General features: G+C 62.6%; 18 protein-coding genes. 8 read left to right on the forward strand and 10 right to left on the reverse strand.

From position 1 onward, the window contains the following. Window positions 1-39 precede the first annotated feature (39 nt). From AC3WN8_RS13840 to AC3WN8_RS13850, 3 genes are read left to right on the forward strand one after another with little or no spacing between them, the layout of a single operon-like run. Window positions 40-369 carry an ArsR/SmtB family transcription factor gene (locus AC3WN8_RS13840; RefSeq protein WP_492670024.1) on the forward strand — a complete coding sequence of 110 codons (330 nt, stop codon included), beginning with the start codon at window positions 40-42 and terminating at the stop codon, window positions 367-369. After that, window positions 366-830 carry an SRPBCC family protein gene (locus tag AC3WN8_RS13845; RefSeq protein ID WP_492670025.1) on the forward strand — a complete coding sequence of 155 codons (465 nt, stop codon included), beginning with the start codon at window positions 366-368 and terminating at the stop codon, window positions 828-830. The genes AC3WN8_RS13840 and AC3WN8_RS13845 overlap by 4 nt, the downstream gene beginning before the upstream one ends. Before the next feature lies 1 nt (window position 831). Beyond that, window positions 832-1,491 carry a glutathione S-transferase family protein gene (locus AC3WN8_RS13850; protein ID WP_492670026.1) on the forward strand — a complete coding sequence of 220 codons (660 nt, stop codon included), beginning with the start codon at window positions 832-834 and terminating at the stop codon, window positions 1,489-1,491. An 18-nt stretch (window positions 1,492-1,509) separates the two neighbouring features. Here the strand turns inward: AC3WN8_RS13850 and AC3WN8_RS13855 are convergent, their stop codons facing one another. After that, window positions 1,510-2,904 (reverse strand): aminotransferase-like domain-containing protein, encoded by a 1,395-nt coding sequence (locus tag AC3WN8_RS13855; RefSeq protein WP_492670027.1) that lies wholly within the window; start codon window positions 2,902-2,904, stop codon window positions 1,510-1,512. Window positions 2,905-3,127: 223 nt separating this feature from the next. On the opposite strand from AC3WN8_RS13855, the gene AC3WN8_RS13860 reads away from it, so the two are divergent. Next, entirely contained in the window at window positions 3,128-4,000 is an 873-nt protein-coding gene (locus AC3WN8_RS13860; protein ID WP_492670028.1) for a DMT family transporter, read from the forward strand. A gap of 208 nt (window positions 4,001-4,208) precedes the next feature. On the opposite strand, the gene AC3WN8_RS13865 is transcribed toward AC3WN8_RS13860, so the two are convergent. The 7 genes from AC3WN8_RS13865 to AC3WN8_RS13895 form a co-directional block, all read right to left on the reverse strand. Beyond that, entirely contained in the window at window positions 4,209-4,649 is a 441-nt protein-coding gene (locus tag AC3WN8_RS13865; RefSeq protein WP_492670029.1) for a hypothetical protein, read from the reverse strand. Window positions 4,650-4,889: 240 nt separating this feature from the next. After that, window positions 4,890-5,522, reverse strand: coding sequence for a type B chloramphenicol O-acetyltransferase (catB, locus tag AC3WN8_RS13870; protein ID WP_492670030.1), 633 nt, complete (start codon window positions 5,520-5,522; stop codon window positions 4,890-4,892). Window positions 5,523-5,819: 297 nt separating this feature from the next. After that, complete coding sequence (locus AC3WN8_RS13875) at window positions 5,820-7,262, reverse strand: ABC transporter permease subunit (RefSeq protein WP_492670031.1); 1,443 nt, start codon at window positions 7,260-7,262, stop codon at window positions 5,820-5,822. Between the two features lie 38 nt (window positions 7,263-7,300). Further along, window positions 7,301-8,749, reverse strand: a complete 1,449-nt coding sequence (locus AC3WN8_RS13880) for a DUF3526 domain-containing protein (RefSeq protein ID WP_492670032.1) — start codon at window positions 8,747-8,749, stop codon at window positions 7,301-7,303. A gap of 9 nt (window positions 8,750-8,758) precedes the next feature. Beyond that, complete coding sequence (locus AC3WN8_RS13885) at window positions 8,759-9,469, reverse strand: ABC transporter ATP-binding protein (RefSeq protein ID WP_492670033.1); 711 nt, start codon at window positions 9,467-9,469, stop codon at window positions 8,759-8,761. 392 nt (window positions 9,470-9,861) lie between these two features. Beyond that, window positions 9,862-11,859 carry a serine hydrolase domain-containing protein gene (locus tag AC3WN8_RS13890; RefSeq protein WP_492670034.1) on the reverse strand — a complete coding sequence of 666 codons (1,998 nt, stop codon included), beginning with the start codon at window positions 11,857-11,859 and terminating at the stop codon, window positions 9,862-9,864. Between the two features lie 134 nt (window positions 11,860-11,993). Continuing rightward, a complete protein-coding gene (locus AC3WN8_RS13895) occupies window positions 11,994-12,698 on the reverse strand; it encodes a helix-turn-helix domain-containing protein (RefSeq protein ID WP_492670035.1) in 705 nt (234 codons plus the stop codon). Window positions 12,699-12,986: 288 nt separating this feature from the next. On the opposite strand from AC3WN8_RS13895, the gene AC3WN8_RS13900 reads away from it, so the two are divergent. After that, a complete protein-coding gene (locus AC3WN8_RS13900) occupies window positions 12,987-13,574 on the forward strand; it encodes an RDD family protein (RefSeq protein WP_492670036.1) in 588 nt (195 codons plus the stop codon). Between the two features lie 22 nt (window positions 13,575-13,596). Next, window positions 13,597-14,745, forward strand: a complete 1,149-nt coding sequence (locus AC3WN8_RS13905) for a COG3904 family protein (protein ID WP_492670037.1) — start codon at window positions 13,597-13,599, stop codon at window positions 14,743-14,745. Window positions 14,746-14,752: 7 nt separating this feature from the next. Here AC3WN8_RS13905 and AC3WN8_RS13910 read toward each other — a convergent pair whose 3' ends face one another. Next, entirely contained in the window at window positions 14,753-15,196 is a 444-nt protein-coding gene (locus tag AC3WN8_RS13910; RefSeq protein ID WP_492670038.1) for an MliC family protein, read from the reverse strand. A gap of 186 nt (window positions 15,197-15,382) precedes the next feature. Between AC3WN8_RS13910 and AC3WN8_RS13915 the strand changes: the two genes are divergently transcribed. Further along, window positions 15,383-16,075, forward strand: a complete 693-nt coding sequence (locus AC3WN8_RS13915; RefSeq protein WP_492670039.1) for a GntR family transcriptional regulator — start codon at window positions 15,383-15,385, stop codon at window positions 16,073-16,075. Window positions 16,076-16,079: 4 nt separating this feature from the next. On the opposite strand, the gene AC3WN8_RS13920 is transcribed toward AC3WN8_RS13915, so the two are convergent. After that, complete coding sequence (locus AC3WN8_RS13920) at window positions 16,080-16,610, reverse strand: GNAT family N-acetyltransferase (protein WP_492670040.1); 531 nt, start codon at window positions 16,608-16,610, stop codon at window positions 16,080-16,082. Between the two features lie 269 nt (window positions 16,611-16,879). Between AC3WN8_RS13920 and AC3WN8_RS13925 the strand changes: the two genes are divergently transcribed. After that, on the forward strand, window positions 16,880-19,645 hold the full coding sequence (locus tag AC3WN8_RS13925) for a TonB-dependent receptor domain-containing protein (protein WP_492670041.1): 2,766 nt from the start codon (window positions 16,880-16,882) through the stop codon (window positions 19,643-19,645). The last annotated feature ends 20 nt before the right edge of the window (window positions 19,646-19,665 follow it).

Here is a 19,665-nt window from a genome sequence, read left to right on the forward strand (position 1 = left end):
AGAATTGACTAATAAATTAGCAAATGCTAATTGATTCGCATGGACCAGAACACCGCCATCACCACCGCCATGCGCGCGCTTTCGGATCCGACGCGGCGCGCGGTGCTCGAACGGATCGTGCGATCCGACGAGTTGACCGTGGTCGAGCTCACGCGCGGAAGCGGCGTGACGCAGGGGGCCATCTCGCAGCATCTCAAATTGTTGAAACAGGCCGGGCTCGTCGCCGAGCGGCCGGAGGGGCGGCGGGTCTATTATCGCGCGCGGCCGCAGGGCCTGGCGCCGCTGGTCGACTGGATGGACCATTATGCCGGTTTCTGGCGCGACCGGTTCGACGCTCTCAGAGGCTTGTTGAAGGAGATCGACTCATGAGCGGAATTGCGCTGGAGTCCGCCACCCGGGAAATTCTGGTCGATGAACTCTTCCCCCATGCCGCGGTCGTGCTGTGGAAGACGCTGATCACGCCCGAACTGATGGGGCGTTGGCTGATGGTGCCGACCGGTTTCGAGCCGGTGGTCGGCAATCGCTTCACTTATCGGACGACGCCCGCGGGCGGCTGGGACGGGGTGATCCATTGCGAGGTGCTGGAAGTCATTCCCAACGAGCGGCTGGCCTATCGCTGGCAGGGCGGCAGCGCCGACAATGACGAGTACGGATCGCCGCTCGACACCATCGTCACCTGGACCTTGACGCGCGAGGATGGCGGCACGCGGCTGCGCCTCGTCCATTCGGGCTTCCGTTCGCCGCTGAACGATTTCGCGTTCCGCAACATGAGCAATGGCTGGCCCAAGGTGGTCGGCCGGATCGGCGAACTCGCCAATGAGGAGAATTGAGATGGAGAATGTCACCGTCACCGGATTCCGCGCCGTTCCGCCCTTCGCGCAAGGTCTGGTGCGCGACCTGCGTGTGCGCTGGGGCCTGCGCGAGGCCGGGCGTCCCTATGGCCTGGAGCTGATCGATTTCGCAGAGCGGTTTACCGAAGACTATCGCCGCAAGCATCCGCTGCAGCTTGTGCCGGCCTGCGACCTGGATGGGCGCTGGCAGTTCGAATCGGGCGCGATCCTGCATCGCATCGCCGAAACCTCCGAGGTGCTGATGCCGCGCGATGCTGAGGCGCGCGCCGACACGCTCGCCTGGATGTTCGCGGCGCTCAGCTCCGTCGAACCGCCCGCCGCCGCGCTGTTCGCGCTCGACTGGCTGCATGCGGACGAAGCCTGGGCCGGGCAGGCCAGGCCGTCGACGGAGGCGACAGTGATCGCGCGGCTGGAAGCGCTCGCCGCCTGGCTCGACGGGCGCGACTATCTGATCGGGCGGTTCACCGTGGCGGACATATTGATGACGACTGCGCTGCGCTTCGTCCGCCATACCGATCTGATTGCGCGTTTCCCCGCGCTCGACGCCTATCTCCGCCGCTGCGAGGCCCGGCCCGCCTTTGTCGAGGCGCTGGACGAGCAATTGGCGGGATACCGCGAGGCCATGCCCGTCGCGGCCTGAGCGTCCACTCCGTTGGCTTCAGGTGCCGCTCATCGCGCGGCGCAGCGTGTCGAGGATGCGCGGATCGTCCATCTGCGTCACGTTGAACCGCATGAAGCCGGCGGCGCTTTCGGATGTGCTGAAGACGTTGCCGGGGGCGAGGACCACGCCGTCCGCCATGCAGCGGCGCGCGATGGTCACGGAATCATGGCCGTCGGGCAGGCGGCACCAGAGATAGAAGCCGCCGCGCGGCATGATCCAGGGGGTGATGCCCAATTGCGCCAGTTGATCCGCGATCCGCGTGCGGGCCTGGGTCAGGCGCCGGCGCAGTTCGTCGATATGTTTGCGATAACCGCCGCCCGCCAGGATATGAGCGATCAGCTCGGTCGCAACCGGGCTTGGCCCGACGAAGCTGGTCGCGACCTGAAGGTCGACCAGCCCCTCGATCCAGTCGGCGCGCGCCGCGATATAGCCGCAGCGCACCGAGGCCGAGAGCGTCTTGGAAAAGCTGCCGATGCGGATGACGCGGTTGAGGCCGTCCAGCGCGGCGAGGCGCGGTGAAGGCGACGGCTCGAAATCGGCGAAGATGTCGTCCTCGACCATCATCACATCGTGCGCGGATGCGATCGTCAGCAGCCGGTGCGCGGTCTGCGGCGACAGGCTGGCCCCGGTCGGATTGTGGAGCGCGGAATTGGTGATGTAGAGGCGTGGGCGCTCGGCGATCGCCGCCGCCTCGAACGCGGCGGTATCGGGCCCGGCCGGCGTATAGGGAATGCCGATGATGCGGACCTGATGCGCGCGCAGCAGCGCCTGGAAATTGAAATAACAGGGGTCGTCGACCAGCACGGCATCGCCGGGGCGCAGCAGGAAGCGGCAGATCAGGTCGATCGCCTGCGTCCCCGACCCGGTCAGCATCAACTGATCGGGATCGGCATCGATGCCTTCCTCCGCAAAGCGGCCGAGCAGCAGCCGGCGCAACGCGAGCGATCCGCGCGTGCTGCCATAATCGGACAGCAGCGCATCGTCGGCGCGCGCCAGCGCGCGCAGGCCGCGGCGCATCGCGGCATTGGGCATCCAGTCCGCGGGCAGCCAGCCACAGCCGGGCTTGAGCGCCCTGGGATCGGCATCGAGCGATTCGCGCGACACCCAGAGCGGATCGATGGCGTGATCGCGTTTTGGCCCCATTTCGCCCAGCGCCATTGGCGGCATGTGCGATCCCGTCACATAGAAGCCCGAGCCCCGCCGCGCGCAGATCAGGCCCTCGGCGGCGAGCCGGTCATAGGCCTCGACGACGGTCGAGGGGGATACATGCATGGTTTCGGCGAAGCGACGCACCGAGGGCAGCTTGTCTCCGGCGCCGAGCGCACGGCTCGCCACCCTGGCGCGCACCGCCTCCATCAACGCTTCGGTGCGCGTCGGCGCGGGGCTGTCCATCTAGTCGACCCTGAATCTGTATGGTCAGGAGTGACCATACAGTTTGTCCAATATGTACTGCACTGTTCCTGTCAGCACCAGCCGCGATGGGTTAGAGCGATTTCCAGTCAGATGCGCTCATCTGACGACTCGGAAATCGCGGCAAAACAAGAGCCTAGAGCGGCCGATCCGATTCAATCGGATCGGCCGCTCTAGCCGCGCCATCCACGAAAGCGAGTACGACATGGAACGGAGTATCGAACGCCCCGGGGCCGGCTGGGGCAGCGGATTGATCGGCGTGATCATCTTCAGCGGATCATTGCCGGCGACGCGCGTCGCGATCGCCGATTTCTCGCCGCTGTTCCTGACCTCGGCACGCGCGGCGATCGCGGCGCTGCTAGGGGCGGCGTTCCTGTTCGGATTGCGACAGATAAGGCCGGCGCGCGGCGACCTGATCCCGCTCGTCATCGTCTCGATCGGCGTGGTGCTCGGCTTTCCGCTGCTCAGCGGCCTTGCGCTCCAGCATATCACCGCGGCGCACTCGATCGTGTTCGTCGGCCTGTTGCCGCTGTCCACCGCGATCTTCGGCGTGCTGCGCGGCGGGGAGCGGCCAAAGCCCGTTTTCTGGCTGTTCTCGACGATCGGGGCGATGACCATTGTCGGCTTCGCACTGTATCGCAGCGATGGCGGTTCGCTGACCGGCGATCTGCTGATGATCGCGGCGATCCTGTTGTGCGGCCTGGGCTATGCCGAAGGCGCCGCGCTGTCGCGCCGGCTGGGCGGATGGCAGGTGATCAGCTGGGCGCTGATCCTGGCGCTGCCGCCGATGGCGGCGATCACGCTCTTCACCACGCCCGTCAGTTTCGCCGAGGTGGGCGTGCCGGCATGGCTGGGGCTGGCCTATGTCTCGATCTTCTCGATGCTGGTCGGATTCATCTTCTGGTATCGCGGCCTTGCGCTGGGCGGCATTGCGGGCGTCGGTCAGTTGCAGCTTCTCCAGCCTTTTTTCGGATTGCTGCTCGCGGCGCTGCTGCTCCACGAGCCGGTCGGCTGGACGATGATCGCGTCGACCGTCATCGTCGTGCTGTGCGTCGCGGGGGCGAAGCGCTTCGCATGATCGGGGAGAGGAGCCACCGCCTCCCCGCCGGGGAACGCGTACGCAACCAGACTGGCCCTCCGGAAAGGGCGGCGTCCGGATAGGGGCTCCGGCGATCGGCTCAAACCGGAGATTGATCCAGGATGGCGGTAATCGGCGATATATGGCGGGCGGGCCGCGCCGGTCCGTCTGTGTTCCTCATTCCCGGCACATGAAATCGGGCGGCTGCTCAATGCCGCGGGCTTGGCCCCGCGTCCATCCAGGCTCCGAGCTTGTCGGCGATCCGTTCGAGCCGTGATCCTTGGGCGAGATCCGCCGCTGCGTGCTCGACGGTCTGCAGGTCGGGGAACAGGGGCAGTTCGGTTGCCTTGCTTTCCGCGCGCGCGGCCTGATCGGCGGCGCTGATCGCGATCCACTCGATCGCCCATTCATGGCGCAGCGCAGGTTCGCCCGATCCGGCGATGCGCGTGATGCCCGCGCCTTCGATCGCCACGGCGAAGCGGCAGATATCGGCATCGTCGACGACGCCTTCGACCAATGTTCCGTCCGACAGCGCCAGCGTGAAATGCGTCCGATCGCCGAGGCGGGCGCGTGGCGGGATGGTGAGAATGGTCTCGATGCTGCCCGACACGTGCAGCAATTCCCGGTCACGACGGATTTCAATCGACATTTCGGCTCCAGCCAGGACGAATCGGACAGCGGCCCAGCATAGGCTTCGGGATTTTTGTTCTCAATATGTTCTTGCGGGCCCGGCGACATCTCCTGCCGTTCGAACTGCGTCTGCCGATGCTTGATCCTCCCGTGCATGGCGCGGGAATAAGGGCAAGACTTCGACAGGCTCAGTCCGAACGGTGGTTGAGCGGGCATCGCGGTTCCGGTCAGGCCGGTGCCGCGATCGCCGTGACCCCGGCTATGCTCCGGCCCACTCGAGCCAATGGTGATGCAGGGCGTCGACATCGCCGCTGGCGAGCAGGGGCATCGCATCGCGCAACCGGTCGTCGGGCCAGTCCCACCAGGCCATTTCCAGCAGCATGGCGATGCGTGTGTCGTCGAAGCGCTTCCGGATCGGTTTCGCGGGATTGCCGCCGATAATGGCATAGGGCTCGACATTGCGGGTCACCAGCGCGCGGGTGCCGATGACGGCGCCATGGCCGATATGGATCCCGGGCATGACGATCGCTTCCGAACCGATCCAGACATCGTGGCCGATGACGGTGTCTCCGGCGGGAAGATAGCCGTTATGCGCCGCGGCGAAATCCGGCGCGTCGGGATAGAAGAAGAATGGGAAGGTGCTGATCCATTCGTTCCGGTGCCCCTGATTGCCGGCCATGATGAAGGCGGCGCCCGATCCGATCGAGCAGAAGCTGCCGATGATCAGCCGGTCGGCATCGGCGTCGGGCAGGAGGTAACGGGCGCAATCGTCGAAGCTATGGCCGTGATAATAGCCCGAATAATAGCTGTAGCGCCCGGCGACGATATTGGGGTGGGTGATCTGTTCGCAAAGCGGGATGCCCTTGAAGGGGCTTTCGAAGAAATTGGTCATCTGAAAGGCTCGCTGTCTACATGGCTCAGGCGCGGATCTCGCGCGGTTGCCGTCAGTACAAAGGGAGATTGCGGCCGAACGCGCATGGCGTCGGTTCGGCCCGATGTTCCTCACGCCAGTCGCGCGGGAACCCGATTCAGATGGTACAGGGAGCGGCCTTCATCGCGGGCGATATGCGCGGACGGGAACTGCATGGCAAGGCTTCGCGCGGACCTGTGACAAGCTGCGCCATATGTTGATCGCGCAGCTTGTCGTCGATGATCGCGATCGCATCGCTTTCGCAGAGGCAGGTTCTTTCTAGCGATTATCGGCAGGGTAGCGACGAAGTGCCAGGAGACCCACGGCGAACACTGCGGCAAACCAGAGGAGTACCCCGCCGGTATTTTCGACTGTCCGCGCGAGAATGCCGCTGCCGGTTTCGCGCTGGTAGCTGAACCTTGGAACCTGGAGCAGTTGCGCGCGCGACATGAAGCCGCTGTCGTGCACGATCGGGCGGAAATAGGCTCTCCAGACCATCTGATAGGCGGTGACCTGGCGGTTGAAGTCCGCGAAGGTCTCCGCGCTGTTTTCGGCCAGGTCATTCAGCGCGGCGTGCGTGATCATCGCCGGACTGAGATATTTGAGCCCGATCGTGAAGCGTTGCTGGGCGGCCTTGCGCGCGTCGAATGTCCTGAAGATCGGCGCCGCGAGTTCCTCGCCATGCTGTTCCATGGGCAGCACCCGCCGCAGGAACTCGACAGTGCCTGCCTCAAGCGCTTCCTCTTCGCCTTTGCGAAGCAGGTCGGCATTGAATATCCGGCCTTTCGCGCTCTGCTTGCGGGCGATCTCGTCGCCGGATCTCAGCCATTGCACCATCTGGATTCGTGACGGCAGCGGATAGATGACTTTCGCCGCCAGGTTCAATCCGGCGGGTATCACGATCACGAAGGCGATCCACGTCGCCATCAGCGCCAGCGCATTGGTAGCGGACCGGGCGCCCAGCGCGTTGACCAGCACGGCGACGCCAAACCAGAATGCGCCATAGCCCGCGGTGATCGCCATGAAGAGCGCGATGCGCCAGAGATCGCCGCCGGCGAGGATTTCGGGATTGGCGATGAGCAAGGCCGCTGCCGTGGTCAGTGTGCCGATCCCGATGATCAGCCCGCCTCTCAGCAGAATCTTTGCGATGACGAAGGTCGAGAGCGAGACGGGTTGGGACAGCAGAAGCGCCTGGGTGCCGCCCTCGCGCTCAGACGAGAGGATGTTGTAGCTGAACGCGATGATCAGCAGCGGATAGAGATAGATGATCACGAAGCTGAGATCGAAGGTGCCGATTTCGAGAATTCGCGCGCTGGCGATCTCGTCCATGTTCGTCTGTTTGAACATCGGCTTCCATTGGACCTTGAGATAGGATGGCGAGACGTCGCTCTGTCCCACGGCAATGGCCGCCGCCGCGGAGGGCGGCTTTGCGGCCATCTCGAATCCGATGTGCCGGGCAAAGGCGCCCGCGATTCTCGCGTCTTCGCCGATCTGATAGGGACGCTTCCCGCTCAACATCTCGTCCACCGCCCGCGTCCGCGCACTGAAATTGTCGCTGGCGAGCGCCACCGCGGCCGATGTGCGGTCCTGCAGCGTGTGTTTCCATGCAGTGCCGCTGGCGACGGCATAGACGAGCATGACCAGATAGACGGGCAGGGCGACAAGCAAGGCACGGTCCCGGACAAGGACCATCCATTCATGCGAGATGATTTTCCTGATCATTCGCGACCTCCTATTCCTAAGCGTTTCGAAGGGCTGCGTCAGTTCACTCTGGGCGATCGCCGTGAAAGCGTGCCCAGCATCAGCACGCTTGCGACGAACCAGATTACAAGCAGGGCGAGGGGGACGATGTTGCGCCGGAGAATGACGTTGGCGGTCGGCGGGTCGAAGTCGAACAGCGGAATGCGCGTCCAGAGGTCCGCGCTGGCCTGATAGCCCCACTCGGTCGAGAATGTCGTCAGACCAACGGCATTGCGGATGATGTCGTCGTTCAGGACACGGATCATGCCGCGGCGATATGCTTCACCGGCCTGGGAAAAGTCGTTCGCGAACGCAATATCGGTTCCGGAAAGCGCCGCCGACAGCGACTGGATGGCGACGAAGGGCGATATCGCGGCGAAGCCGTTTTGCAGCGTTTCCTGGTGCTCGAACTGATGGCGCACGGCGCCGTAATTCCTGTCGAACACCGCGTTTCCGAAATTCTCCTCCGCTTGCATCGCATAGCCGATGAAATTGAACGGCAGGTTTTCGACGCGATCGACCTTGTGCTTGCGCAGCAGCGCGTCCCGGAACTTGATGTGATTGGGATGGGTGGGCTCATGCGCCCGCGGCCCGGCCTGTTGCTCGCGTGCAATGGTGGCGGCAAGCTCGAAGACCGAAGGGGTCGGGTAAGCGCGCTTGGCGACTTCGGCGCCGATTCTGGGGGTCAGGATCGCCGCGACGATCCAGAATGCGACCAGCCCGACGAGTGCAGCAGCGGAGCTGCGCGACGCCAATGAGACCGAAAGGGCAATGCAGATCAGTGTTGCGAAGAACATCAGATAGCACCCCGCCAGCAACGCCACCTTGATGCCGAGGCCCGCAATTTCATGCGCATCCCCTTGTGCCGTCAGCAGCCACGCGGCCGCGCCGCCGGCGATCAGCGCGGGGATGAAGACGACGCCGATCGCGATCGCCATGCCGAATGCCTTGCCCCAGACCAATGTCTTCTGAGGCACGCCGATGCTGAGCAGTTGCCGGAATGTGCCTTCTTCGCGCTCGGCCGCGATCAGGCCGAACCCCATCAGGAAAATCAGCATCGGTACGAGCAGCTGGAGCACCCGTGCGCCGGACAGGTCGCCGAAGCGCTGGAGCGCCGTCGCATCGGCCGCCGGCTTGTAGCCGGACTGGTTCTCCTTATGCGCCTCAAGATATTGGAGCACGCCGGTATAGTCGTCATAACCGGGATCGAACAATGCCAGGGGCGTCGCCGGCTTGAACGCGTAGACGCCGTAATGGCCGGCCGAATGCGGGTTCTTTCGCCCCTGGTCGAGCCAGGCCGAGCGATCCTCCCGTTCCGCGGCGAGCCGCATTGCCCGATTATCCGCATAGCGCTGGGCGCCAAATGCGATGGCGGTGATCAAAAGGACGACGATGATGAGCGCGGACCAGATGAAGCGACCATCGCGGCGGATTTCCTTGAATTCCTTGAACGCTACATGGCGGATCACGATCTCACCTCAATGCATGTGATGCAGGTAAAGCGCCTCGAGATCGGCATGGCCGATCTCAGAGGTTGCGATTTCGTCGACGAGTTCACCCAGGCGCATGATGCCGGCCCTGGTTCCCACCTCCTTGACGCGGAAAAGATCGTGGGTCGCCATCAGGACGGCCACGCCGTCACCGCTGAGCGTGCGCAACAGATCGGAGAATTCGTTGGAGGCTTTGGGGTCGAGGCCGGAGGTCGGCTCGTCGAGCAGCAATAGCTTGGCGCGCTTGGCGAGGGCGATCGCAATGCCCACCTTCTGACGCATTCCCTTGGAATAGCCGGCGACACGATTGTGAATGGCAAATTCCGGCAGTCCGGAACGTCGAAGAAAATCTATATAGTCTGATTTCGAGTAATCTTCATTGCCGGAAAGTGCCGTAAAATATTTGAGATTCTCAAATCCGGAAAGGTTCCGGTATAACATAACAATTTCAGGGATGTATGCGAGGTGCTTTTTGGTTTCCAGGGAATGATCGGATGCGCTCAATCCGTTGATATTGGCATGCCCTGAAGTTGGCTTTATGAAATCCAGGAAAAGATTTATGGTTGTGCTCTTTCCGGCGCCGTTCGCACCGAGGAGGCAGTATATCTCACCGGCGGATATCTTGAGATCTAGCCCCTTGAGAGCGACCTTTTTCCCATATTCCTTCCGAAGGGATATGGCTTCGAGAATTGCAGGCATTTTCTAAGCACCCCTTTTTCCCATATGTTGAAACTCTGCCTGAATTTTTACGGGATTTTATTCGGGATGATCAGGAATTGCCCTGCTTCCCGTGACCTGGATCATGGGTAGAAGGGGTGATGCTGTCGATTCTAATTATCCTGGCCTAGACCCTCATAGATGCCGGGTCGTCACCATCCATATCGCGGCATATGATCCCGCCGATGATCGGCATCGGCGAAGCGAGCTGGATTTCATGGAGAAGGGCAAGCTCAAGAGCCGCTGAGCAGTGCAGGTGAGCAGGCATGGGATCGCGCGATCCGACGTGGTTGATAAATCCATGCCCCGCCGACCGCCCGACATTTCAGTCGGGCCGATCGACGGGGCATGGCGCCCGCCCCGCGGGGAGGGTTTTAGTAGTTGGTGTTGAAGCTGATCAGCCCGCCCATGGTAGCGAACCACAGGAAGCCGAGCAGCGCGGCGGCGACGAGGACGGCGCGGGTCTTGTCGCCCCAGCCGCGATCGGAGCGCGCGGTGAGCCACAGGTTCCACAGGCCGATCGCGGCGCCGGCGATCGGCACGATACCCGCGAACTGGAGCGTGCGCAGCCAGCCGTCGAGCCCGCTATTATAGACGTCGAGCCGGGTTTCGAGCAGCGGCGACAGCACCGTGTACCAGCAGGCGAGATAGGCGAGGTCGGCGCCCGCCGCCACGCGCGTCAGCCGTTGCGCCAGCGCGGGGCGGCCGGTGACGGTGGCGGGCAACTGGTGCTTGCGGCGCAGCCAGGCGGCGACCGGCCACAGGATCAGCGTCGCCAGCAGCGTTAGCAGCGACAGCACGATGATCGTGGTGTTGAGCATCGCGTTGCGTGAGAGCGGCGCCTTTTGCATCACCGATGTCGGGTTGACGCTGTCGGCGATCGTCAGCCGCCCGCCGGTCTGGCTGACCAGCAATTGCCGGGTGCCGCCGATCTCGCGCCACAGATTGGGCGCGACTTCGCGGAATTTCTTGTCCTCGACCGAGGACAGGCTGATCGTGCCATCGTCGTTCGCGGTCACCTGGTCCTGCTGGATCAGGTAGAACAGGCTGATAAAGCCCGATTCCACGCGGCGCGAGCTTTCGTAACGCCCGGCCAATGCCTGCGCATCCTTGGCGGCGGAGGCGATGGCGGGCGGATCCTTCGGCTCGGGCGCCGGATAATAGCGATCCATGAACATGTCGAACAGGCGATCGCGCGCGCCATAGACCGCACCATTCTCGCCACGGCTGTTGAAGCTGACGAAGATGCCGACATTCTTTTCGGGCAGCAGATTCATGTCGGTATGGAAGACGATGGTGTCGCCGCCATGGCCGATGAAGAGCTGGCCGTTGCGATGGCCGCGGAAAAAGCCGTGCGCCATCGTGTCGAAGCCGTCGGGCAGCTTGATCGTGGATGTGTGCATCAGCTGCGCGGTTTCGGGCTTCAGGATCTGCGTGTCGCCGAAGCGGCCATTCTGCAGGTGCGCGATCATGAAATTGGCCATGTCCGCACCGGTCGCGCTCACGCTGCCGGCGGGCGCGGTGGTGATCAACTCGAACTTGTCGGGCGCGCGGTTGCTCTGCGTATAGCCCTTGGATGCGTCACCCGCGAGATTGGCGGGCAGCGGCTGGCGGAAGCTGGTGTGGGCCATCTGGAGCGGCCCCAATATGTGGCGCTCGACATAATCGTCGAACGGCTCGCCCGAGACGCGCTGAACGATATAGCCGGCCAGCGACGTGCCGTAATTGGAGTAAGCGGGCACGTCCCCGGCGGGGAAGAGCATCGGGCGCCGGTTCTCCTTGAGATAGGCTTCGTTGGTCTTGAGCCGCTTGGGATCGGTCTCCAGAACGTCCTTCAGTCCTTCCTCGAAACCGCCGCGATGCGTCATCAGGTCGTTCATCGTGATCGCGCGGCCGGAACGCGGCGTGACCTTGAAGTCCAGATAGCGGTTGATGTCGGCGTTGAGGTCGATCTTGCCCTGTTCGACGAGCTGCATCACCGCGGTCCAGGTGAACAGCTTGGACGTCGATCCGATCCGCGTCGTCGTGCGATCGGGATCCATCGGCTTCTTCGTGGCCATGTCGGCATAGCCATAGCCCTTTTTCGCGATGATCTGTCCGTCCTTGACGACGACGACCGTCGCGCCCGCGATCTTGCCCTGCTTGAGCGCGGCGGGAATATTGCCGTCGAGCCAGGCGCCGACATCGGCGGCGGTCAATTCGGGTGTTGTCGCCGGCAGCTGGACGGGTGAGGCCGGCGCGGTCGTTGCGGGTGCTGTTGCCGCAGCCGGCGGAGCCACTGCCGGCGCCGCGGGCTTTGTCTGCTGCGAGATCGCCGGCCATGCGGCGACCGCGGCGGCAAGCATGCCGCCCAGGATCAAACCTCTTCTCATGAATATCCTCCCTCCTGGTGTTGTATATGTGTGACACACCTGGTTGGGACATTCAATCACGATGTTTTCATATATTCACGAAAATTTTCTGGATGAATTGAAAATGGCCGGAATCGGCTCCCGGGATTCGTGCGTCAGCGGCTCGCGCGCCGCCGCCGCAATGGCGTCGAACGGGCCAGCTCGCCGCAGGAAAGCGCCGTCGCCACGGGATCGCCCTGAAGCAGCTGCATTGCGCGCGAATGCGCTTCGGCATCGGCGACATGGTCGTGATGGGCATGTTCGGGATGCGAATAGATGCACAACAGGCGCGCGGTGCCGTCGACGCTGAGATAGCGATGTCTGAGCGACGCATCGAAATAGGCGCTGTCACCTGATTCGAGCACGACCGGCGCATATCCCTCGCAATGCAGCGCGACCTGGCCGTCCATCACATAGACGAATTCCTCACCGCCATGCTTTTCCGCGTCGGAGCCGTCGCCGCCGGCATTCACCTCGATCAGGCAGGGGAAATAATGTTTGCTGGCGATCCCGGTCGCCAGGAAATGATGGAGATTGCCGCCGAAATCGACGGTCGGCGCGGTGCCCCGGCGATCGACGACGCGTCGACCGCTCTTGCGCATCGCCGGTTCCGCCGGTGCGAAGAGTTCGCCGATCGGCACCTGCAGTCCCTCGGCGAGCTGGGCCAGCTTGCCATGGGTCAGCGTGGTCTGCCCATTCTCGACCTTCCACAACATCGAGGCGGACAGCCGTGCGCGGCGCGCGGTCTCGGCGATCGACCATCCCCGACGCGTGCGCAGCGTCTTAAGGCATGCGGCCAGCACCGACGTCTCATCGCTCATGATATCTCCGGCCCTCCCGCCAGCCCGTCAAAGCCCGTTCGATCGGCCTCATCCGGTAGGTAGGGCCACGCATTTCCCGTTGCAATATCGGCCCATGCGGCAGGTTTATTGAATATATGAAATGATCCCGTGCGGATGGTTGTGCCGGGACGGCGTGAGGGCGATCGTCAGCAGGCGCGATCTGTATCGGTTGCCTCCGACGGGCGAGATTCATCCGAAATGGACCACATTCCTTGCCGCTGGACGGCTGAGCCGCCATGCTTCCGTCCGGGGCAGAGGAGAGGCGTGATGGAAGCCGCGCAAGAGCAGTGGGGAGACGCCGAGGCTGAAGCCGAGGTCGCGAGCGAGGCGGAGGAGGCGCTGCTCGCCGGCGCCTGGACGCGATTATGGGCCCGGGCGCTCGATCTGACGGTGGTGTCGCTTCCGATCGCGTTCCTGATCGGCCTGTTGTTTCCCAGTCTTTTTTCGGCGCCGGTCTTCACCGGTCCCGCAGGCGATCTGCTCGCCAATCTGTTCATCATTCCGCTGGCATTGATCGCCGATGCCTGCATCGTCTCGCTCTGGGGACGTTCGTTGGGCAAGCTTGTCGCCGGCCTCGTCGTCCGCGATCGCAATGGCGAAAGGCCGTCGCTCGACGTTGCGCTCAACCGCAACCTGCGTGTCTATTTCCGGGGATATGTGATGGGTATCCCATTGCTGAATCTGGTCGGCTTCGTTTCGGCGTACAACAGCGTTGCCGCCAACGGCACCACGTCGTGGGACGACGAAACCGACACATATGTCGTGGCGGTCGGCAATTCGACCGGACGGACGGTATTGACGGCAGCGCTGTATGTCGGGCTGCAGATCCTCATCCGGATCGCCGTGACTTCATAGGGATGGCGCGGGAATTCTCGTAGTGATGATGCTGATCCGCAAACACTGGCGCGGTGAGCTCTCGCCGCTGAGCGCATTCCTGGTCGGCGGCGTGCTGATCGCGCCGATATTGGCTGCCGGCTTTCGGCTGTTGATGGTGGGATTGATGCAGCTCACATCATCGCTCAGGGTCACCACGTCCATCGAGCTGGCCTGGTATGGTGTGGTTGCGATCATCATTGCGTGGGCGGCCATCGGCATCTGGCGATCCTTTGCCCACCATCCGCTCAAGGTGAAGTTCGCCGGTCGCGCGCTGCTCATTGTCTTGTTGCTGATCGCGGCATTGGGGTTGCCCGGCAGATTCAGTACCGCGAACGAGCTTTTCCAGATCGCCAGCGGTCATGACCCGCTGGGGCCGCCGGCGTCGATGCGGGGATCTGCCGATCGTATCACCGTCGACGGGCCGCTATCGGAAGGGGCCGGTGCGCGCTTCGCCGCGATCCTGAGCCGATATCCCAAGGCCAGCACCGTGATCCTGCGTTCGATCGGCGGCCGTTTGATGGAGGCGCGTACGATCGCCGATGCGATCCGCGCCGCCGGGCTGAGGACGCATGCCCGCGAATATTGCCTGTCGGCCTGTACCGTCGTGCTTGTCGCGGGGCGGGAGAGGAGCGCATCCTATGCGGCGGAGATCGGCTTCCACCAGGCGACCATGGATGGCTATTCCGAAAGCGACAACCGGCTGTTGGCGCCGGTGATGAGCGACGCGCTGGACGATGCCGGCGTCGCGGAGGCATTCGTCCGCAAGGCGGCCTCCACGCCGGCTGCAAGCATGTGGTATCCCTCGCATCGCGAGATGCTCGACGCCGGCTTTCTCAATCGCGAGGATGTCGCGGCGCAGCTCGCGGAGATTGCGGCAAAGGCCGATGCAGTGCGCGGCCGCCGCCTGGAGGGTGGTCTCGTCTTCGAGCGCGCCTCCGCCGATGGCACGGAGATCACCTATGCCTATAAATCCACCACTGCGGACAGCGCGCGGCAGGAAGTCGTTCGTGACGTCGTGGCCGCCAGCATCTGTTCGGACAAGCTCTTGCGCATGCTGATCGCCGACGGCGTGACCGTGAACCATCATTATGTCGATCGAAAGGGCGCTCCGCTCGGCGATGTCCGTGTCGAGGGCTGTCCGAAGCGCTGATCGCCGCTCAGCCTTTTCCGGTGCAGCTGGCGACGATCGTTTCCTCCGTGGCATCCGCCGCACCCGCCTTGCCTTCCAGCAGGGTGCCGTCATTGCCCTTGTTCCACCACACCAGCGTCTTGCCGGGGCTGCGGCCCGCATCGGTGGCATAGCGCGCGCCGGATGCGGAACGGGCAATGGTCATGTCGTAAGCCTTGCCGTCGATCGTCACCTTTGCCCTGGACGTTTCGGGATCGCTGTTGTCGTAGACGACATCGACCTTCATCGCGGGCTTGCAGTCATAGCTGGCGGCGATCACGGTGGGCGTCTCACCCATTGCCATATTGGCGACATTGTCCACGACATCGTTCGCCGCAACATTGTCGGCAGGGACGGGCGCGGAAGCCGTGCCGCACGCGACCAGTGCGCCTGAAAGGGCGATTGCGGCTAGGGCCGTGCCCAGTCTCGACATGTCATTCTCCTTCGCGATCGGATGGTGCGAGTGTCGCGCGATCTTCGCTTCGCTGCAACACGCCGCTTGATCTTAGGCGTTCCGGCCGGTTTGAATGCGCGGGGAAGGAAGGCGGGGTGCCGCACGTCGATGCATTTGATTTGTTTTGTCTTGATTGTAGGGTCGGTGGCAGGAGGGCGGCCCGGAATGACGATCGCAGGCGAGGCACAGGCGGACAAGGATACGCTGGAAGTCTATGACCGGATCATGGATGCGATCGTGACGCAGCGTCTCGCCCCCGGCCAGAAAGTGTCGGAGAATATCCTGACGCGCATGTTCGACATCAGCCGCACCGCCGCGCGCAATGCCATGGAACAGATGACCGCGCAGCAATTCATGGTGTCGCCCTCACCCAGGATCACGCGCATATCGTCGCTGACGCTGAAGGACGTGAAAGAGAATTTCATGATCCGCAAGATGGTCGAGCCCAGCGTGCTCTCGATGATCTCGCCCCAGATCGAAGAAGCCGAATTCAGGCGCCGCAACGATGCCGTCTTCCACGACGGGCCGATCGACAGCGACGAGGATGCGCTGAGGCTGCTGAAGGCGAACCGGGACTTCAACATCTATATCGCGCAGCAGACGCAGTTTCCGCTGTTGATCAGCTGGATCCGGCAACTCGAGGAAACGACGATGCGGATCTACTGGATCTACATCAAGCTGACCAAGTCGCTGCCCTATCAATGGGAACAGCATAGCGGGCTGCTCGACCTGGTGAAGGACAACCAGACCGACGAGATCCGCAGATATACGATCATGATGATATCGTCCTGCGAGGATCGGGTGCTCAACGCCATCTTCACCCATGGCAAACTCAACGAGCACAGCCTGAACTTCTAGGGCGTTAGCCCGTAGGGCACCATTCGCTCCGTTCCAGGCAATAGACTGCGGTGTCGCGGACAAAGCCTGTCCATGTCCGCATATCGGCCTCGATCACCGTCACCCGTTTCGCGCCGAGTTTCTCGACGGCCCTCATCGACCGTCCGTTGCGCGTGTCGATGCGGAACTGGATCGCGGCGAAGCCCTGGGTGAATGCACGGTCGATCATCAGGCGCTTCATCTCGGCGTTGAAAGGGCCACCGCGAACCTTTGGGGCGATATAGGTGGCGCCGATCTCGATCCGGTCGGCTTCGGTCATGCCGATGAAGCTTGTCATCCCGACGAGTTCGCCGGCGTGGAACGCGGCGAACATCGTCCAGTTGGGCCTTGCGCGGATAAAGCCCAGCGAGGCGTCGAAATGCTCGCCGAGCATGGAGATCGGATAGATTTCCCAGATATCCGGATCCGCTGCGCACGCTGCTCTCAACGGCTCGATATGTTCATCCTCGAACGGCAGCAGCGTTGCCAGCGGCGACGTCATCCTTGCGGGCAACATGTCGATCGACCCCTCCCCATCCTGGCCGGGCAGGTTTGGGCGGAATTGCAGCGAATTTATGGCGGTCCGCGGGCGTTGCAATGACCCGATTCCGCGTCGTTCGGGTGTCGGCGCGCGCATCCGGGATCGGCTGTCCGACATCCGGATTGGAAATTAATGCTGCCAAAATTTCAAATAAGGCTGCTTTAATCCTGATCATAAATGTACTATCGGACGCACCAACGCCCCGACAATGCGACTGAATCGCTCGGGGCCAGAAGGGGATGGACATGACTTTCTCGAGCAATTTGAAGATTTTGTCTGGCGTCGCGCTTTGGGTGATGGCGGTGCCCGCCTTTGCGCAGACCGTTCCGGCCGATCAGCCGGCGGAGCAGGCAGCCGCCGATGCAGCAGAGGATGACGGCCTGATCACCGTCACCGGGTCGCGCATCAAGGGCAATTTCGAGGCGCCAACGCCGGTCCTGTCGATCGGCACCGAACTGATCGACCAGCGCGGCACGACCAACGTCGCCAATGTCCTCAACGAAATCCCGGCCTTCACCGGCACGCTGACGCCTGCGTCGACGAACCTCAACAGCCGCCAGAACGGTGTGAACGTGGTCGATCTTCGTGGTCTCGGCACCAACCGCAACCTCGTCCTCGTCAATGGCCGGCGCTCGACGCCGTTCGATGAATTCGAGAATGTCGATCTCAACGTCGTACCCTCGCTCGCCATCCAGCGCGTCGAGGTCGTCACCGGCGGTGCATCGGCTGCTTATGGCTCGGATGCGATTTCGGGCGTCATCAACCTGATTTATGACGAAAAGCTCGACGGGCTGAAGCTCAATGCCCAATACGGTATTTCCGACAAGGGGGATGCCGGTAACCTGCGTCTGTCGGCCGCATGGGGCAGCGCATTCGCCGGTGGGCGAGGGCATTTCCTGCTTGCGGCGGACTATGACGATAACAAGGGCATTCCAAAAGCATCGGCGCGCAAATGGCAGCGCCGGAGCCCGGCGATCGTCTCCAACCCCGCGAACGTCGATGAGCACGACGGCATTCCGCAGTTCGTTTTCCGCGACAATGCCGTGCTGTTCGTCGGCAGCCCCAACGGTGTGACGCTGCCTGGTGGGGCAACGGGCAATCTGGAATTCTTCCCGGACGGCACGGCGCGGCAGCGCGTGCTCGGTGAAATCGGGGGCACGCTGATGATCGGCGGCAGCGGATCGCGCCTTGCCGACCAAACCGCGCTGGTCGTGCCCACTCAGCGCTTCAACGTCCTCGGTGCCGCCAACTACGACATCTCAGATAGTGTGAATGCGTTTGTCGAAGCGAGCTTTGCGCGGTCCAAGTCGCGCGGTGCGCTCGTCAACGCTTTTTCGTTCGGTCGTTTGACGATCACGCCCGACAATCCTTATCTGCCCGCTAATATCGCGGCACTCGGCCAGTCCTTCAAACTGTACCGGACATTCGAGGAATTCCCACCGATCACCTCCGCCTCGGTGACGGAAAGCATGCGCTTTGTAGGCGGATTAAAGGGCGATTTCGGATCGAGCTGGAACTGGGAAGTGTCTGGCCAATATGGCCGGACCGATTTCAGCAACAAACAGTATAACAACCTGATCGTTAGTAACCTTGACCGGGCTGCTGATGCTGTGAAGGTGGGCAACACCATCTCGTGTCGCGTCAACGTCAATGCCAATCCGGCGGACAATGATCCGGCCTGCGTGCCGATCAACCTGTTCGGCAAGGGCTCGCCCAGCCAGGCGGCGATCGATTACATTACCGAAACCGGCATTTCGAACACGCGCATCGAGCAGACCGTTTTCGCGGGCGAGATCGGCGGAGAGTTGTTCAACGGCTGGGCGGGCCCGATCCGCGCGACCGTGGGTGGTGAGCATCGCAGCCAGAAGCTTCACCGCACCGTCAATTCGCCCAACGAGAATGCAGAATTCCTGATCGTCAATGCGCAGCCGCTCGACGGCAAGTACGACGTGACTGAAGGTTTTGCGGAAATCGCGGTGCCGCTGCTCGACGGCGCGCAGAAGCTCGATTTCAACGGTGCGGCGCGCTACACCCATTATTCGACGATGGGGAATGTCGTGACTTGGAAAGCCGGCCTCACGTTCGAGCCGGTGGATTTCCTGCGCTTCCGCGGCACCATCTCTCGCGACATCCGCGCGCCCAGCATCGGCGAGTCCTTCGTCAAAAAGGTGCTGCTGTTCACCAATCTCGACAATCCGTTTGTCGATGGTGACGAGACTGGGCTCGTCCAGGTTCCGCTTTCTGGCAATCCCGACCTCAAGGAAGAACGGGCGATCACCAAGACTTTCGGCGGTGTTCTGACGCTCGGCAAGTTCCGCGCTTCGCTCGACTGGTGGGATATCAACCTGAAAGGCGCGATCGGATCGCTTGGTGCGCAGGATATTGTGAACCGCTGCTTCGATGGCGAGCAGGATATCTGTTCGCTGATCACCTTCGGCCCCGACAAGGAATTGCTGGAGGTCAAGCAACAGAATCTGAACCTGGGTACCTACAAGCTGCAGGGGCTGGATTTCGAAGCGCGCTATACGACGGACCTGGGCAATGGCACGCTCAGCCTCGGTGGTGTGGCAAGCTATTTGATCCACAAGAGGATCTCGCCTGACGGCGGCACAGTGCTCGACGTGGCCGGAGAAGTGGGCGGGCGCAATGCTGGTGGCATGCCCGATTTCAAGGCAACGCTTTCGGCGAATTACGAAACTGATCGTTGGGGTGCCTTTGTCCAGACGCGCTACATCAACGGCGGACTCTATGACGTCACCTTCGGTCCGGAGGATTTGTCGAAGGAGGAAAATCACATCGGCGCGGTGGTCTATGTGGACATGTCGGTCAAATTCAAGATCGACGGGCTGCTCGGGAGCGGAAAAACGGAAATCTATGGTGGCGTCGACAATCTGTTCGATCGCAAGCCGCCGATCGCGCCTGTCGACTTCATCTCGAATTCGGCGACCAATGCGTCGATCTACGACGTGATCGGCCGCAAATTCTATGTCGGCGTTCGCGCCAACTTCTGATGATGACGAAAAGGGCCTCG

Source organism: Sphingobium sp. FW305-3-2-15-F-TSA7, assembly GCF_058787155.1.

Bases quoted from the DNA above. Each gene is read 5' to 3' on its own strand.
- AC3WN8_RS13895 (WP_492670035.1), bottom strand. From the start codon at position 12,698: ATGAGCGATGAGACGTCGGTGCTGGCCGCATGCCTTAAGACGCTGCGC.
- AC3WN8_RS13875 (WP_492670031.1), bottom strand. From the start codon at position 7,262: ATGATCAGGAAAATCATCTCGCATGAATGGATGGTCCTTGTCCGGGAC.
- AC3WN8_RS13900 (WP_492670036.1), top strand. From the start codon at position 12,987: ATGGAAGCCGCGCAAGAGCAGTGGGGAGACGCCGAGGCTGAAGCCGAG.
- catB (WP_492670030.1), bottom strand. From the start codon at position 5,522: ATGACCAATTTCTTCGAAAGCCCCTTCAAGGGCATCCCGCTTTGCGAA.
- AC3WN8_RS13865 (WP_492670029.1), bottom strand. From the start codon at position 4,649: ATGTCGATTGAAATCCGTCGTGACCGGGAATTGCTGCACGTGTCGGGC.
- AC3WN8_RS13910 (WP_492670038.1), bottom strand. From the start codon at position 15,196: ATGTCGAGACTGGGCACGGCCCTAGCCGCAATCGCCCTTTCAGGCGCA.
- AC3WN8_RS13925 (WP_492670041.1), top strand. From the start codon at position 16,880: ATGACTTTCTCGAGCAATTTGAAGATTTTGTCTGGCGTCGCGCTTTGG.
- AC3WN8_RS13920 (WP_492670040.1), bottom strand. From the start codon at position 16,610: ATGTTGCCCGCAAGGATGACGTCGCCGCTGGCAACGCTGCTGCCGTTC.
- AC3WN8_RS13890 (WP_492670034.1), bottom strand. From the start codon at position 11,859: ATGAGAAGAGGTTTGATCCTGGGCGGCATGCTTGCCGCCGCGGTCGCC.
- AC3WN8_RS13885 (WP_492670033.1), bottom strand. From the start codon at position 9,469: ATGCCTGCAATTCTCGAAGCCATATCCCTTCGGAAGGAATATGGGAAA.
- AC3WN8_RS13855 (WP_492670027.1), bottom strand. From the start codon at position 2,904: ATGGACAGCCCCGCGCCGACGCGCACCGAAGCGTTGATGGAGGCGGTG.
- AC3WN8_RS13845 (WP_492670025.1), top strand. From the start codon at position 366: ATGAGCGGAATTGCGCTGGAGTCCGCCACCCGGGAAATTCTGGTCGAT.
- AC3WN8_RS13840 (WP_492670024.1), top strand. From the start codon at position 40: ATGGACCAGAACACCGCCATCACCACCGCCATGCGCGCGCTTTCGGAT.
- AC3WN8_RS13915 (WP_492670039.1), top strand. From the start codon at position 15,383: ATGACGATCGCAGGCGAGGCACAGGCGGACAAGGATACGCTGGAAGTC.
- AC3WN8_RS13860 (WP_492670028.1), top strand. From the start codon at position 3,128: ATGGAACGGAGTATCGAACGCCCCGGGGCCGGCTGGGGCAGCGGATTG.
- AC3WN8_RS13850 (WP_492670026.1), top strand. From the start codon at position 832: ATGGAGAATGTCACCGTCACCGGATTCCGCGCCGTTCCGCCCTTCGCG.